At 64.2% G+C, this 15,979-nt stretch carries 9 protein-coding genes and 1 tRNA gene; 7 read left to right on the top strand and 3 right to left on the bottom strand.

The genetic code is table 11. From position 1 onward, the window contains the following. The first annotated feature begins 16 nt into the window (after positions 1-16). Positions 17-93: transfer RNA gene (locus tag AC07NV_RS06760), tRNA-Arg, on the top strand. Between the two features lie 171 nt (positions 94-264). Here the strand turns inward: AC07NV_RS06760 and rhaT are convergent. From rhaT to AC07NV_RS06745, 3 genes are read right to left on the bottom strand one after another with little or no spacing between them, the layout of a single operon-like run. Further along, complete coding sequence (gene rhaT / locus AC07NV_RS06755; protein WP_495165577.1) at positions 265-1,326, bottom strand: L-rhamnose/proton symporter RhaT; 1,062 nt, start codon at positions 1,324-1,326, stop codon at positions 265-267. 33 nt (positions 1,327-1,359) lie between these two features. After that, positions 1,360-2,502 (bottom strand): FMN-dependent L-lactate dehydrogenase LldD, encoded by a 1,143-nt coding sequence (gene lldD, locus AC07NV_RS06750; RefSeq protein WP_495165576.1) that lies wholly within the window; start codon positions 2,500-2,502, stop codon positions 1,360-1,362. After that, positions 2,499-3,917, bottom strand: a complete 1,419-nt coding sequence (locus AC07NV_RS06745) for an FGGY-family carbohydrate kinase (RefSeq protein WP_495165575.1) — start codon at positions 3,915-3,917, stop codon at positions 2,499-2,501. Before AC07NV_RS06745 ends, lldD begins: the two co-directional genes overlap by 4 nt. A gap of 116 nt (positions 3,918-4,033) precedes the next feature. Between AC07NV_RS06745 and AC07NV_RS06740 the strand changes: the two genes are divergently transcribed. From AC07NV_RS06740 to AC07NV_RS06715, 6 genes are all read left to right on the top strand, one after another. Next, complete coding sequence (locus AC07NV_RS06740; protein WP_495165574.1) at positions 4,034-6,148, top strand: bifunctional rhamnulose-1-phosphate aldolase/short-chain dehydrogenase; 2,115 nt, start codon at positions 4,034-4,036, stop codon at positions 6,146-6,148. A gap of 22 nt (positions 6,149-6,170) precedes the next feature. Beyond that, the gene (gene rhaI / locus AC07NV_RS06735; protein ID WP_495165573.1) at positions 6,171-7,466 is read left to right on the top strand and encodes an L-rhamnose catabolism isomerase; all 1,296 of its coding nucleotides are present in this window, start codon (positions 6,171-6,173) and stop codon (positions 7,464-7,466) included. Between the two features lie 84 nt (positions 7,467-7,550). Continuing rightward, a complete protein-coding gene (locus tag AC07NV_RS06730; protein ID WP_495165572.1) occupies positions 7,551-8,312 on the top strand; it encodes a DeoR/GlpR family DNA-binding transcription regulator in 762 nt (253 codons plus the stop codon). A gap of 208 nt (positions 8,313-8,520) precedes the next feature. Continuing rightward, positions 8,521-11,205 (top strand): TonB-dependent receptor domain-containing protein, encoded by a 2,685-nt coding sequence (locus AC07NV_RS06725; RefSeq protein ID WP_495165571.1) that lies wholly within the window; start codon positions 8,521-8,523, stop codon positions 11,203-11,205. A gap of 73 nt (positions 11,206-11,278) precedes the next feature. Further along, on the top strand, positions 11,279-14,500 hold the full coding sequence (locus AC07NV_RS06720) for a family 78 glycoside hydrolase catalytic domain (protein WP_495165570.1): 3,222 nt from the start codon (positions 11,279-11,281) through the stop codon (positions 14,498-14,500). Then, the gene (locus AC07NV_RS06715) at positions 14,497-15,969 is read left to right on the top strand and encodes a carboxylesterase/lipase family protein (protein ID WP_495165569.1); all 1,473 of its coding nucleotides are present in this window, start codon (positions 14,497-14,499) and stop codon (positions 15,967-15,969) included. The genes AC07NV_RS06720 and AC07NV_RS06715 overlap by 4 nt, the downstream gene beginning before the upstream one ends. Positions 15,970-15,979: the final 10 nt, after the last annotated feature.

Genomic DNA, 15,979 nt, shown 5'->3' with positions numbered 1-15,979 from the left:
AGGCCGCGCTCTATTGGCACCCGTAGCTCAGCTGGATAGAGCGCTGCCCTCCGAAGGCAGAGGCCAGGGGTTCGAATCCCTTCGGGTGCGCCATACTGCTCCTCCACGGCAACAGCAGCGGCCATTTGAGCCGATCCGCATATTTTTCCGAAAGCGACCGCTTGTCCGCCTTTGCTGAGGTCGGTCGGTCCTTCGAAAGGCCGCGCGCGGTTCGCTCTCTCGGGGCCTTGGCTCGCAAGCCCGCGCGCGACGCATGACGGCGTTTCACGCCAGACTGTTGCCATAGCCTATGACAATCGTCGACAGCATCAGCACTGCGATCCCCAGCCAGACGAACGCCCGCGTGCGTTTGCCTGCGGGCGCCCATTCCTTGAGCGCAAAGCCCCAGAGCGTCGAGAAGAGGATGATGCTCGCCATGTGCAGCGTCCAGCTCGAAAAGCCGAAGCGCCCCATCTGGCTTTCGCCCATCGTGTAGAAGAAGAACTGGAAATACCAGAGCGTGCCGCCGAGCGCGGCGAGGCCATAGTTGAGCGCGAGCGGTGGTTTTTCGGTCGCCCCGGGCGCGGCCTCGCCCACGAACTGCCGGACGCTGCGGTTGCGGGTGATCAGGATGGCGCACCAGATCAGGTTGGTGGTGAGCCCGCCGAGCAGGACGATGCACAGCACCGGCAATCCCTGCCACAGCGGGTCGGTCCCGGCGGCGAGGGTCAGCTCGCGGATCGGGGCTCCGGCGTCGAGGCCCCATGCGAAACAGCCGGACATGATTCCGGAGAAGACCGCGATCGCGAGCCCCTTGCGCAGGTTGAACTCGGACTTGTCGGCCTCGGCGATTGCGCCGGCCATCTCGCGCTCCTTGCGGCGGCCGGCTTGCGCGACGAGGACGATCCCGATCAAGGTGATGGCGATGCCGAGGAACACCATCTGCCCGCTCGTCGTTGCGAACAGGTCGCCCAATGTGCCGCGAAAGATCGGTGGCCCCATCGTGCCGATGACGGTCGTCAGCCCGAGCGCGACCGCCATGCCGAGCGACAGGCCGAGGTAGCGCATCGTGAGCCCGAAGGTCAGTCCGCCAAGCCCCCACATCGCGCCCCAGAACCAGCACCAGAACCAGATATCGCCGGGCGTCCGGCCGAGCACGCCGATCAGGTCGTGCGTCTGGATCGACGCGAACAGCCACGGCGCGATCAACCATGAGAAAATGCCGCCGGTGATCCAGAAAATCTCCCACGACCAGGCACGGATGCGTTTGTACGGCACATAGAAGCTCGCCGACGACAGCCCGCCCAGCCAGTGAAAAAACACGCCAAGCAGCGGGTTCGCATCCATATTATTCTCCCCTCGTCCCCATGTTCGTCATCGTCAGGCGGCCAGCGTTTCCGGGCCGATTTTATCCACTTGAGTTATGCCGGTAAGCGCCATCGCGACGCGCATTTCGGCATCGATCAGGTCCAGCACGTGCCGCACGCCCGCTTCGCCCGCCGCCGCGAGCGCAAAGGCCCAGGCGCGGCCGAGCAGCACGCCTTGCGCGCCGAGCGCGAGCATCCGCACGACATCGAGCCCCGACCGTACCCCGCCGTCGGCGAGAATGGTCAGCCGGTCGCCGACCGCGTCGGTGATCCGGGGCAAGGCGCGTGCCACCGATGGCACGCCGTCGAGTTGCCGCCCGCCATGGTTCGACACGATGATCCCGTCGACCCCGGCTTCGGCGGCGCGGCGCGCGTCGTCGGCGTCCAATATGCCCTTTATGACGATCGGCCCCTTCCAGTGCGTGCGCACGAAATCGAGGTCGGACCAGGTCACGCGCGGGTCGAAATTATCCTTCATCCAGCCGAGGAAATCTTCGAGTCCCGATTTGGGGCCGAGCAGCGGCGCGACATTGCCGAGCTGATGCGGGCGGCCGCGGACGCCGACGTCCCATGCCCAGCCGGGGCGCTTCATCGCCTGACCGACGCGCCGTGCCTGACCGCGTAAGCCGGGCGCGCCAGAAAGACCCGACCGGACGTCGCGATAGCGTGCGCCGGGGAGCGGCATGTCGACCGTGAACACAAGCACAGGACAGTGCGCCGCGCCTGCCTCGTCGAGCAATGTGCGCATGAAGCCGCGGTCGCGCACCATATAGAGCTGGAACCAGAAAGGCGTGGGGCAGCTTTGTGCGACCTCGGCAAGCGAACAGGCCGAAACGGTCGACAGCGTGAACGGGACCCCCTTTGCGGCGGCCGCCCGCGCGGCTTGAACCTCGCCGCGGCGCGCTGCCATGCCCGCAAGCCCGATGGGGCCCAGCGCGACCGGCATCGACATTTGCTGCCCGAACAAGCTGGCCGACAGATCGATTGCCGACACGTCGTTCAGCACCCGCTGGCGCAGCGAAATATCCTGCAGATCCGCGATATTGGCGCGCAGCGTGTGTTCGGCATAGGAGCCGCCATCGAAATATTCGAAGAGGAAATGGGGCAGGCGCCGCCGCGCGGCTTCGCGATAGTCCCCGATCGAGGCAGGCTTCACGCGGCTTCCTCCACTCGTTCGATTTCCTGCCGCCACCGGTTGCGATAGGATGAAAGATCGATGTCGAGCGGCGCGACGAGTTCGAGCGGCTCGGCTGGTGGCAGGGTGGCGTCGAGCAGGCGTAGGGCGCCATAGGAGACATCGTTGTGCGCCTTGCCGATGTAAACGCGAAGATCGGGGCGCAGCGCCGCGAGCGCACGGACGAAGACCTGCCCTTCTGCAAAGCGTCCCTCGATCAATAGCCGTTCCTTCGTCCCGATCAGGCTCAACGCGGTGTCGGCGACGAGCGCGGCATAGAGCGACACAGCGGCGCGGCGCGCAGCGGGATCGTCGGGCCTTGCGATCCAGCGGCCGCGGGCGTGGGGGAAGGGGCCGAAACCTGGCGCGAAGCTCGGCAGCACCATCGCACCGTTTTCCAGCACGTGCGGAAGCGCCGCGAGTAGCGCGGGCTGGTCGGGTGCAATGTCGATCTGCCGCGTGTCGAGGCCGATCAGCGTCTCGATTTCGCGTCCACCCATGAAGCGGGCCGAGGGGATTGGTTTGCCATAGGCGTCGACATTGATCAGGCAGTCGCGCGTTTCGTCGAGGCCGCCGGTGTCGAGCGAGGCGACATCCTTGGGCGAGCGCATCGCGACGAACCAGGTGCCGGTCGACAGGACGGTCGATTCCGTGTCTGCGATCTCGGCAAAGCCGCGCGCCGCTAGCAAGGCCGCATTTGAATCGTGCAGTCCGCAATGGACTTCGGTGTCTGCCGGAAGGCCGGTGCGCGTTACCCAGGCGGGCGTCAGCGTCCCCAAGACTTCGCCGGCACCGTGCAGCGGCGCCAATCGCGTGGCCCAGCCGCGCCGCTCGGCGAGGTTCGATGCGCGGCCCGTCAGCGGATGCCAAAGGTCGGTATGACAGCCGAGGCTCGTCACTTCCGACGCAGCGACGCCGCTCAGCAGCCAGCTCCAATATTGTGCCCATGGCAGGATCCGGGTGCCAGACGCCAGATCGGGGTCGAGCGTTTCGAGCCAAAATATCTGTGCACCGAGATTAAGGCCGTCCGGAAGGCACGGCGAACCGGTATCGGAAAAGGCGTCACGCTCTGCTTCATAGCGGGCGCGCTGGTCGGCAGGTATCGCCTCTTCATAATCGAGCGGCGGGCAAGCGAGGCGGTCGCCGCGGATGATCGCCGCAGCGGCGCCATGGCCGACCGGCAGGATCGCGCCGACATCGGCCAGTTTCGCAAAGTCGCGGAGCGTTTCGGCAACCCACGCCTCGATCCCCGCGACGTCGAGCGCAGCATAGGTGCCCGTCTTGATGCGCGCATTGGCGCGCACCTGCCGCTCGATCATCACCCCGTCGGGCGACCACAGGCTCAGCTTTGCCAAGGTCTTTCCGACATCGAGGACTATGGTTGCACGGCCCTTCATCCTACTCCCTTTTGCTTCGTTCCGACCGAATTTGATCGAACTTTATCGAAACTGATTGCAGGATGCCAGCGATTTCGATACATGTCCCGTCATAGTTGAAACAACGAGTTTCCTTCATGCCCGATCTTCTGGATACCACACCTGAATCAAGCGCTACGGCGTTGCTTTTTGCCATTCCGGCGAATCGCTGGTCGGACGAAGAGGCGGTCGGCAAGTCGCCCGAAGATCTGCTCCTCTATCGCTCGAACCGGCTTGGTTCCGACCTGACCGTCACCAATTTCGGCGGCGGCAACACATCGGCAAAGCTCGAAGCGCGCGACCCGCTCACGGGCGAAACCGTTTCCGTCCTGTGGGTGAAGGGATCGGGCGGCGACATCGGCTCGATGAAGCTCGACGGGTTTTCGACGCTGTATCAGGACAGGCTGCTCGGGCTCGAAAAACTCTATCGCGGGCTCGCGCATGAGGATGAGATGGTCGGTTATCTGCCGCACTGCACCTTCGCGCTCAATCCGCGTGCGGCGTCGATCGACACGCCGCTCCATAGCTATCTGCCCTTTGCGCATGTCGACCATGTTCACCCCGACGCGATCATCGCGCTTGCGGCGTCGAGCGAAGGCGAGGCCGCGACGAAGACGATCTGGGGCGGGGCCGTCGGCTGGTTGCCCTGGCAGCGTCCGGGCTTCGACCTCGGGCTGAAACTGCGCGATTATGTTGCCGCCCATCCGGGGCTGCGCGGCGTGATGCTGGCGGGGCACGGCATCATCTGCTGGAGCGACAGCGCGAAGGGCTGCTATGACAATACGATCGCGCTGATCACCGACGCGGCCGACTATCTGAACGCGAAGCTGGCTGCGGCGCCGGCTTTTGGCGGAGAAGCGGCGTCGCCGCGACCTGCCGCCGAACGTGCGTCGGCCGCTGCCAGGCTGATGCCGCTGTTGCGCGGCCTGATGGGCGGCAGTCGCGTCGGTCATTTCGCCGACGACGCCGAAACGCTGGAATTCACCGGCAGCCGCGATTTCGCGAAGCTCGCCGCGATCGGCACGTCATGCCCCGATCATTTCCTGCGCACCAAGATTGCGCCGCTTGTCCTTGACCCCGCGCGGATCGACGACAGCATTTATCTGGCCGAGCGTATCGAGGCGTATCGCGCCGCTTATGCCGCTTATTATCAGCGCTGCGCGCGGCCCAATTCGCCAGCGATGCGCGATCCCAATCCGGTCGTCGTGCTTGTTCCGGGCGTCGGCCGCATGACCTTTGCCGGTGACAAGACGACCGCGCGGCTTGCGGGCGAATTCTACGCCAATGCGATCAATGTGATGCGCGGGGCCGAGGCGATCGGCGCCTATGTCGGGCTCGACGAACAGGAAGCGTTCGACATCGAATATTGGCTGCTCGAGGAAGCGAAGCTTCAGCGCATGCCGAAACCCAGGCCGCTCGCGGGGCGAATCGCGCTCGTCACCGGCGGCGCGGGCGGGATCGGCGCGGCCACGGCCGAGCGGCTCGCCGCCGACGATGCATGCGTGATGCTCGTCGATCGCGATGCCGAGGCGCTGACCAAGGCCGCGCAGGAACTGGAAGGCCGCTTCGGCCGCGACCGGATCCGCTCGGCGGTCTGCGATGTCACCGACGAGATGCAGGTCAGCGCCGCCTTCGCTGCTTGTGCGCGTGAATTCGGCGGGCTCGACATCCTCGTCGCCAACGCCGGCATTGCCTCGTCGGCGCCGATCGAGGAGACGACGCTCGACCTGTGGCAGCGCAATTACGATGTGCTCGCGCAGGGCTATTTCCTCACCGCGCGCGCGGCCTTCCCGCTGATGAAGGCGCAAGGTAGCGGATCGATCGTCTTTATAGGGTCGAAAAACGGGATTGCCGCCGCGACCAACGCATCGGCCTATGCGTCGGCCAAGGCCGCGGCGCTGCACCTTGCGCGCTGCCTTGCGCTCGAAGGTGCGCCGTTCGGCATTCGCGTGAACACGGTCAATCCCGACGCCGTGATCAAGGGATCGCGCATCTGGGACGGCGACTGGCGCCGCGAACGCGCGGGCGCACACGGCATCGATTCGGGCAGCGAGCTCGAAGAACATTATCGCAACCGTTCGATGCTGAAACGCGACGTATTGCCCGAGGATGTCGCCGAAGCGGTCTATTTCCTCAGCTGCGATATGTCGGCAAAGTCGACCGGCAACATGATCAATGTCGACGCGGGCAACGCGCAGGCCTTTACACGATAAGAAACAGGTTCAGGAGAGAGTTATGGCCGGCGACTTGCCGCTCGCACAGAACGACATCGAGCGGCTAAACGCCGGTCTCCGCGATGCGCTTGACGATGATTACGGCAGCCTGGGCCGCCAGCTTGGCCGGCGTGGGATCGATATCGGCGCGATCAAGTCGAAGGTCGCCGGATTTTCGGTTGCGGTGCCGAGCTGGGGTGCGGGGCGTGGCGGCACGCGCTTCGCCAAATTCCCGATCGCCGGCGAGCCGACGAATATCCACGAAAAGCTCGAGGATTGCGCGGTTATCCAGCAGCTCGGCCGCGCGACACCGCGCGTCAGCCCGCATTTTCCGTGGGACAAGGTCAGCGACTATCGCGCGCTGCGCGAGGAAGCGGCCTTGCTCGGGCTCGGCTTTGACGCGATCAATTCGAACACGTTTCAGGATCAGCCCGGGCAGGCGGAAAGCTACGCCACCGGATCGCTGTCCTCGACCCGCGCCGCGGTGCGCGAGCAGGCGGTCGCACACAACATCGAATGTATCGAGATCGGAAAGCAACTCGGAGCCACCGATCTGACGGTATGGGTTGGCGACGGTACCAATTTTCCGGGTCAGCAGGATCTCGGCCGCTCGCTCGATCGCTATATGGATGCAGCATCGGAGGTCTATGCCGCGCTTCCGGGCGACTGGCGGATGCTGATCGAGCACAAGATGTTCGAACCCGCCTTTTACTCGACCGTCATTTCGGACTGGGGTAGTTCGATCCTCGTCGCGCAGGAACTGGGCGACAAGGCGAAATGCCTCGTCGATCTGGGGCATCACGCGCCGAATGTGAATATCGAACAGATTGTCGCGCGGCTGCATCGTTTCGACAAGCTGGGCGGCTTCCACTTCAATGACAGCAAGTACGGCGACGACGATCTCGACTCGGGCTCGATCAACCCGCACCAGCTGTTCCTCGTTTTCAACGAGCTGATCGAGGCCGAGATGAACCCGCGCGGTGATTTTCGCCCCGCCTATATGATCGACCAGTCGCACAATGTGACCGACCCGATTGAAAGCATGCTCTCGTCGGCCGAGGCGATCGTCGCCGCCTATGCCAAGGCGTTGCTCGTCGACCGCGAAGCGCTGCTGGCGGCGCAGGAGGCGAACGACACGATGATGGCGTTCCAGGCGTTGCGCGCTGCCTATCGCACCGATGTGACGCCGATTCTCGCCGCGGCGCGTTTGGAATCGGGCGGGGCAATCGACACGATTGCCGCCTATCGCGCGAGCGGCTGGCGGGATCGCAAGGCGCAGGAACGCCGGGCTGCCGGGACGACGGCGGGGATCGTCTAATCATTCGATTGCAACTCGGCGCAGCTCCCGTCAAATAGACGCAACCAGACAGGGACCGAAATGCACGCAGCCGAACGCGAAAGAATGATCCTCGACAGCCTGGGCGAAAGCGGCTTCGTCTCGTTCCGCGATCTTGAGAGCCGCGTCGCGGCGTCCCCAGCAACGATCCGCCGCGACCTCGACCGGCTGGAAGAATCGGGAGTCATCACGCGCGTGCGCGGCGGTGCGAAGCGTGCGGGTGCGGCGAGCGGCACCGTCGGGACGTCCGAAGACGGACTGTCGGGCATTCCCTTCCACGAAAATATCGGCCGCAACCGCAGCGCCAAGGAAGCCATCGGGCGCGCAGCGGCGCAGTTCTGCATCCCGGGCGAAGGCGTGATGATCGACGGCGGTTCGACGACGCTCCAGATGTGTCCGCACCTCGACGGTCTCGCGCTGCAGGTTTTGACCAACTCGCTCCATATCGTCAGTGCGCTGTTGCCGCAGTCGACGACGCGCATCCTCGTGCCGTCGGGCCAGGTGTTCCGCGAACAGAATATTGTCCTGTCGGCCGCGGGCGACGATGGCATGCCGCGCTTTCATGCGCCGAAACTGTTCATGGGCGCTGCGTCGATGGGCCCTGCGGGATTGATGCAGGCCGACGTCATTCTCGTCGCCGCCGAACGCCGGCTGATCGAGCGCGCCGACGAAATCATCGTGCTCGTCGACAGTTCCAAATTTTCGGGACCTTCGGGCAATGTCGTTTGTTCGCTCGACGAGATCGATGTCGTTGTCACCGACTCCGCGATCGAGCCACGCCATATCGCGATGATGGAAGCCGCCGGCATCCGCGTCATCATCGCCTGAATTTTCCAGAGCCCTCACAGCAAAACCGCGGCGCGCCGCGCTATTCAGGTTCTAATGATTGAATTTGATCGTTGACGTGATTGTTAAAGACAAATAATGACCGGTGATGCAAAAATGCTCTGACGAAGCGTTGCATCGGAGGAAGAGTGAGCCGCACGCGGCGCCTCCGCCAAAAGGATAGCCCGTCAAGCGGGCATGGGAGGATGCGATGAAGGCGATGACGACTGCAGGTCTGGATTTTGCTGCGCGGCGGGACGCGTGGCGGCGCGGCATTTCTGTTCTGGCATGCGCGGGCGCGCTGCTCGGCGCGACGAATGCCTATGCACAGGAAGCCGATTCCGACGCGCCGAGCGATGCGGACATCGTCGTCACTGGTACGTTGCTGCGCGGCGTTGCGCCGACGGGCACCAATCTTGTCGGGGTTACCCGCGAGGATGTGCTGGTGTCCGGCGCGGCCAATGCCAACGACTTGCTCGCCTCGATTCCGCAAGTCGGCAATTTCATGACGCAGCCTGTCGGCACCGGCCAGTTCGGCGCCCCGACGGTCCGCCCCAATATCCGCAATCTGGGGTCGTCGGGCGGCGCCACGACGCTGGTGCTGATGAATGGCCACCGCCTCGTCGGGGCAGGCATTCTTCAGACCACCGTCGATCCGTCGATCATTCCGCCCGACGTGATCGAACGGGTCGAGGTCGTGCCCGATGGCGGCTCGGCAATCTATGGTTCGGATGCGATCGGCGGCGTGATCAATTTCATCACGCGCAAGAGCTTTAACGGCATTGGTGTCAACGCCCGCTATGGCTTCGCCGACGATTACAAAAGCTTCGACGGCAATGTGACCGCGGGCAAGGATTGGGGCAGCGGATCGCTGTTCATTTCCTATGCCTATGCCTGGCACGACAATATCCAGGGCATCGATCGCGACTATTCGACCGCCGACAATAGGGCGCGTGGCGGCACCGATTTCCGCCAGACGACTTGTGCGCCGGGCAATGTCACCGATCTCCGTTCGTTGATCTCGCCTTTGCTTCCCAACATCAGCTATGCGCTGCCGAACTTTACGCCCGGCGTGGTCAACAAATGCGATCAGACCGATTTCGCCGACATCTATCCGCGCGAAACGCGGCATTCGGTGTTCGCCGGCCTCAATCAGGAACTGAGCGACAATGTCGCGTTCAACGTAACCGCCTACTGGTCGCGGCGTGACACCGAGATTCGTCAGGCACAGGCGGGCTTCACCGGTACGATCACTGCGCTCAATCCCTATTTCCGGCCGCTCAGCTTTGCGCCGGCGCAGAACATCGCGATCTCGTTCGCCGACGTGTTCGGCGACAGTCTGGTCAGCAATCAGCGCTTCGATTCGTGGGGCGTAACCCCGAGCTTTGACTTCAAGCTGGGCGGCGGCTGGAATTTGCGCGCCGAGGGCAATTACGGCCGCAGCTATAACCTTGTCCGCGAGGGCGCGATCAATGCCAGCGCCGCGACGGCCGCGCTGGCGGGCACGACCCTCGCGACCGCGCTCAATCCGTATAACCCGTCGGCGACCAATCCCGCGGTCCTTGCGCTGATCAAGGATTTCGAGAATTTCGGCGAAGCCAAGCAGCAACTGGCCGAGGCACGGCTGGTGCTCGACGGAACGCTCGTCACGATCCCCGGTGGCGATATCCGCCTCGCTGTCGGTGCCGAATATCATTACGAAGATCTCGTCTCGCGCATCTCGCTCGACCGCCGCAACGTCTTCACCAATGCGGTGAATTCGAACGTCTCGCGTAAGGTGAAGTCGATCTATGGCGAATTGCTGGTGCCGATCGTCGGCGCCGATAACGGCTCGCCGGGCCTGCGCGGGTTGCAGCTGTCGGGCTCGATCCGTCACGACGACTATAATGACGTCGGCGGCACGACGAACCCGAAGATCGGCCTCAACTACAAGCCGTTCGACGATTTGACGATCCGTGGCAACTGGGGCACGTCCTTCCATGCGCCGAGCCTGGCCGACACGACGAGCACCGCGGATTCGCGGGCGCAGATCCTGCTCAACAGCCCGTTTATCCGGCCCGGCGACAGCCTGCTGAATTTCCTGCGGCCGACGATCGTGCTCGCGGGCGGCAACCCGAACCTGAAGCCTGAAAAGGCCGACACATGGTCGCTCGGTTTCGACTGGAAACCCCAGTTTGCGCCGGGCCTTCGTGCCAGCGCGACTTACTGGAACGTCGAGTTCAAGGATGCGATCGGCCTCGCGCCGTTCCTGTCGCCGACGCTGTATACCGACCAGAATTATGCCCGGTTCTTCATCCTGAATCCGACGCTCGCCCAGTCGCAGGCGGCGGTGGGGAGCCTGCTGCTCAACGGCGCGCCGAGCTTGGCGAGCCTCTATCCCGGTATCCCCGGCACCGGACCTTATGTCCTGATCGACGCGCGGCGTAACAATCTGGGCCGGGTGAAGACCGACGGGATCGATTTCGACCTGTCCTATGTGCGCCAGACCGGTTTCGGGTCGATCAATGCCAGCTTTGCCGGCACCTATACGCTTAATCGCGATACGCAGGCGGTCGCGGGCGGGGCGACAACCGACAATCTGAAGAACGGCACCGGCCGCTTCTTCTTCGTTGCGGGACTGGGCGGCAGCGTCGGCGATTTCACCGCCCATGCCTCGCTCAACCATCGCGGGGGTTTCCCGATCGTCGCGACGACGCAGGACCGCATTTCGTCGTTCAACACCGTCGACCTGTTCTTCAGCTATGACCTGAAGGCGCTGTTGCCGAACACGTCGCTGACGATGAATGTCGACAATCTGTTCGACGAAGATCCGCCCTATTTTGATGGCCAGACCGGCTATACGAATGGCGGTACGCTGGGGCGGTTCATTTCCTTTGGTGTCCGCACCAAATTCTGAGGACGAGCGTGTGTTGAAGCAGTGGCGGAACTTTGCCGGATTGAGGCGCGCTTCCGCCGCTGGCTTCCTTCTTGTGCTGGCGCTGTCATTCGGCCCGGGGATTGCCCGGGCCGCCGACGATGCTGTGCCGGACGAGCTTCGCGTCGAATACACCAAGGAACCGCTGGGTCTCGACACGCCCGCGCCGCGGCTTGCCTGGCGGGTGCCGGTTGCGAAGCAGGCGGCCTACCGGTTGAAAGTTGCTACGTCGTACAGGGCGCTGACGGGGGGGGAGTTGTTCTGGGACAGCGGCAAGGTTTCATCCAGCGCCAATGTCCAGATCGCCTATTCCGGGCCAGCCCTCGCGTCGCGCCAGCGTTACTGGTGGCAGGTGCAGGTGTGGGATGCCGCTGGCAATGCCACGGGCTGGAGCAGGCCTACCTTTTGGGAAATGGGGCTTCTCGGCGCATCCGACTGGCAGGCGCAATGGATTTCGGGACCGCAGCGTCGCGATCATGACTGGGGTGATCTGGCGCTCGACACCGAACTGACGTTGACGGGCAAAAGCGTCGATATCCTGTTCCGCGCGCTGCCCAACGGCAAGACCTATGGCGACGCCTATGTCTGGACGCTGGCCGACGACAAGAATGGCCCCGAATTGATCCAGACGGTTCGCCGTTATCCCGGCGGGACCAGTTCGGCGATCAAGATGGAGCGGCTGGGGCAGGTCAAGCTGGCCGGGCCGGTCAAGGGGCGCCGCATCAAACTGTCCATTCGTGCAGAGGGCAGCCATATCGTCACGCGCATCGATGGTGCAATCGTCGCGACGGTCGACAATGATGCGCACAAGCACGGCACGATCGGTTTTTCGGGTAAGGAAGCCGCTGCGGCGATCATTCACAAAGTCCGCGTTTCGGGAAGCCAAAGCCCGAAGGTGGCGATTGATTTTGCGGGCGGCGACAATCCCTTCACCGGCGGCAGCGTCGGGAACGACGGGCTGGTCGTTGCAAGCGGGGTTGGCGGGGTCGACATGGTCCTGCCGATCGAGGCGCCGGCACCCTTGCTCCGCCGGGCCTTTCATCTCGCGAAACAGCCCGGCAGCGCGCGTCTTTTTTTCGCGGGTGCGGGTATGCCGCGCCTGCTGATCAACGGCACGGTCGTCGGATCGTCGCTGGGAACGGGCTTTACCGCCTATGACAAACGCGTGCTCAGTCATGCCTATGACGTGACCAGTCTGCTTCGCCGCGGCGACAATGTCATCGGTGCCGAACTGGGGCGCGGCTGGTACGGCCTGACCGATCCCAATGAATGGTATTTTCACGCTGCGCCATGGCATGGCGAGCCTGCGCTGAAGGCGCAGCTCGAGGTTGTCTATGTCGATGGAACGCGCGAGACAATCGCAACCGACGGCAGCTGGCGGACCATATCGGGGCCGACCCTGAATGACTCGGTGCATCGCGGCGAGCGATTCGACGCACGGCGTGTGCCAACCGGATGGGACCGCACGGGTTTTCGCGACGGGAAATGGATGGCGGCACCATTGGTCACCGGGCCAACGGGCGTTTTGACAGGAGCGAATTCGGAAGAAATCAAGCCGATCGAAGCCATTTCCCCCGTCTCGGTGAAGAAAATCGCTCCGGGGGTCCATGTCTACGACTTCGGCCGGATCATTGCCGGCTGGCCGGTGCTGCGGTTGCGTGGTCCGCGCGGGCTCACCGTGTCGATGGTTGCGAGCGAACGCGTCGCCGACGATGGCAGGGCCGTCCCCGCCGCAGGGTTGATCGACGCACAACTCCAGACCGACCGCTATACGCTGGCGGGCAAGGGCGAAGAGACGTGGGAGCCGCGTTTCGGTTATCGCGGTTTCCGTTATGTGCAGGTTGAGGGTTTTCCCGGCGATCCGGCGCAAGGAGCCCTGATTGCCCGCATCGTTCATTCGGCCATCGCGCGTACCGGCAGCTTCACCAGCGCGAACCCGCTGCTCAACCAGATCGACGATGCGGCGATCGCTACGATTCTCAACAATATGCATGGCTTCGTCACCGACACGCCGACCTATGAGAAAAATGGTTGGACCGGCGATGCGCAGGCGTCGGCGGGCGCCGCCGCGCGCAGCCTCGACGTCGCGCGGGTCTGGACCAAATGGCTCGCCGATTTCCGCGATGCCCAGTCGGACAAGGGCGAGGTGCCCGAAATCGCGCCGACGACGCCTTTCTATGGCTATGAAAATAGCCCCGGCTGGAATGTGATATGGGGTCCGACGACGCCATGGGATGCCGCCGCGATGATCCTGCCGTGGGAGCTTTACGCAACCTATGGCGACACACGCATCCTCGCCGAAAACCACGACATGCAGCGCCGGCTGGTCGACTATACCGCGACCTTCATCAAGGCGCCCGATTATTACCGTTCGGCGGGGCTGTCCGAATGGGCGTCGGCGGGCGGCATGGATTACAGCAATGCGCGCGGCGGCGGCATCGACGCGGTGACGACGGCCTATTTCTTTCATCAGGCCGATCTACTTGCGAAATCTTCCGCGATCATCGGCAAGACCGACGATGCGGCGCGCTACGCGAAGCTCGCTGCGGACATTCGGGCCGCCTATAATGCGCGCTACTGGAATGGCGCCATGGGCTGGTATCGAACCATCGACAGCAAGGGCGCGGTCGGCCGGCCGACGCAGGTGCAGAATATTCTGCCGCTCGCTTTCGGCATGGTGCCCGAAGGACGCGAGAAAGATGTCGCCGCGGCCATCGCAAATAATGTCGACCAAGAGGGACTGCGCACCGGCGTCTATGGCGCGCGCTACCTGCTCGAAATCCTGAGTGACTACGGCCACGCCGACCTTGCATACCGTGTCGCGACGCGCACCGACGAGCCGAGCTGGGGCTGGTGGATCGCCAACGGTCATAAGACGATGTTCGAGACGTGGAGCCTGAACAGCCGCTCGCGCGACCATCATTATTTCGCCTCGATCGCCGACTGGATGCGGCAACGGCTTGCAGGGCTGCGCCCCGGGGCGCCGGGGTACAAGGTCGTGCTGGTCAAGCCAGCGATCCCCGACGGCCTCGCCAGTGCAGAGGCGGCGATGGATACGGTCCATGGCCGCGCCTTTTCGGGCTGGAAGGTCGACGCCGGCAAGTTGACGCTGACTGCCGACGTGCCGCGCAATACGACGGGCGAGATCTGGGTGCCGACGCGTTTCGGTGCCGTGACGCCGCCCGCAGGTGCCGAGCGGCTGCGCGGGGAAAAGAACTATTCTATCTACCGAACCGGCCCCGGCCGTTTCATTTTCACCACCGGAGGCGCCAAATGATCCGCGGCATTATCACCTTGGTCGCCCTCGCAGCAGCGGGAGCTTCTGCCAGCGCGCAGCAGGTGGCGACGGACAGCGGCGCCGTCACGGGCGCGACGGCCGATGGCGTCGCATCCTTCAAGGGCATTCCCTATGCCGCGCCGCCGGTCGGTGCGGGGCGATGGAGCGCGCCGGCGCCGGTGACGCCATGGAGCGCACCGCGCGGTGCGACGAACTATGGCCCCGACTGTATGCAGAATCCGCTGCCGGGTATTCCGGCCGGTAGCCGCCCGACCAGCGAAGATTGCCTGAGCATCAATGTCTGGACGCCGAAGCCCGGCAAGGGCGCGAAGCTGCCGGTGATGGTCTGGATTCACGGCGGCGGTTTCGTCGGCGGATCGGGCACGCTGCCCGAAACCGACGGCGCGGTGCTGGCGCGGCGCGATGTCGTGATCGTCAGCTTCAACTATCGGCTCGGTCGCTTCGGCTTCTTCGCGCATCCCGCACTGGGCGCGGATGGCAATTGGGGGCTGATGGACCAGATTGCGGCGCTCAAATGGGTTCAGCGCAATGTCGCGTCCTTCGGTGGAGATCCGGTGAAGGTCACGATCTTCGGCGAAAGTGCGGGCGGTGAGTCGGTCTCGCGTCTGATGGCTTCGCCCGCGGCGAAAGGCCTGTTCGCTCGTGCCATCGTTGCATCGGGCGGCGGTCGTGACGACTGGCCGACCCTCGCCGAAGCACAGGCGAAGGGGCAGGCGTTCGGCACGCGCGCCAATGCCGCCGATGCGGCGGCGCTGCGCGCACTTCCTGCGGACAAGGTCCTCGGCACCATCGCGCTGATGAGCAAGGAAGAGGATCGCTATTCGGGACCGATCACCGATGGCACGATCGTTCCCGCAGGCGCCGACGCCATATTCGCCGCGGGCAAGCAGGCGCGCATTCCCTATATCATCGGCAGCAATGACGACGAACTCGGCTTCATCCCCGCACCCTTTCGCGCCATGATCAACGGCCCGGTCGAAAAGGGGCTGGGTGCCGCTGCAGCGACGGTGAAAGCGGCCTATGCCAGCGAGGATGAGGCGAACCGGCGGATCGGCGGCGACGTGATCTTCGCCGAACCCGCGCTGGCGTTCGGCCTGTCGCAGGCGCGCGTCGGGGCGCCGGCCTTCCTCTATCGCTTCGGCTATGTCGCCGAGGCCCAGCGGAAGCCCGATGTCGGTGCGGTCCATGCGTCGGATGTGGCGTTCCAGTTCGGCAATCTTGCGCCCGATGCCACTGCCGCCGACCGCGCTGCCGCGAAACAGATCGGCGATTACTGGACCAATTTCGCCAAGACGGGCGATCCGAACGGAAACGGATTGCCCGTCTGGGCGCGGCTCGACCCTGCGGCGCCGAAGCTTTTGTCGATCGGGATCGCAGCGACCGCGATGGCGCCTGCGGGCAGCCCCGCGCTGACCGCCATCGCTGCCGCCCGGGATGCAAAGAAATGAAGGATATGAC

The sequence above is a fragment of the Sphingopyxis sp. GW821-FHT10B01 genome (genome assembly GCF_059415685.1).
The sequence above is the reverse complement of the archived record's forward strand: the minus strand, read 5'-3'. Positions and strand labels throughout refer to the sequence as shown.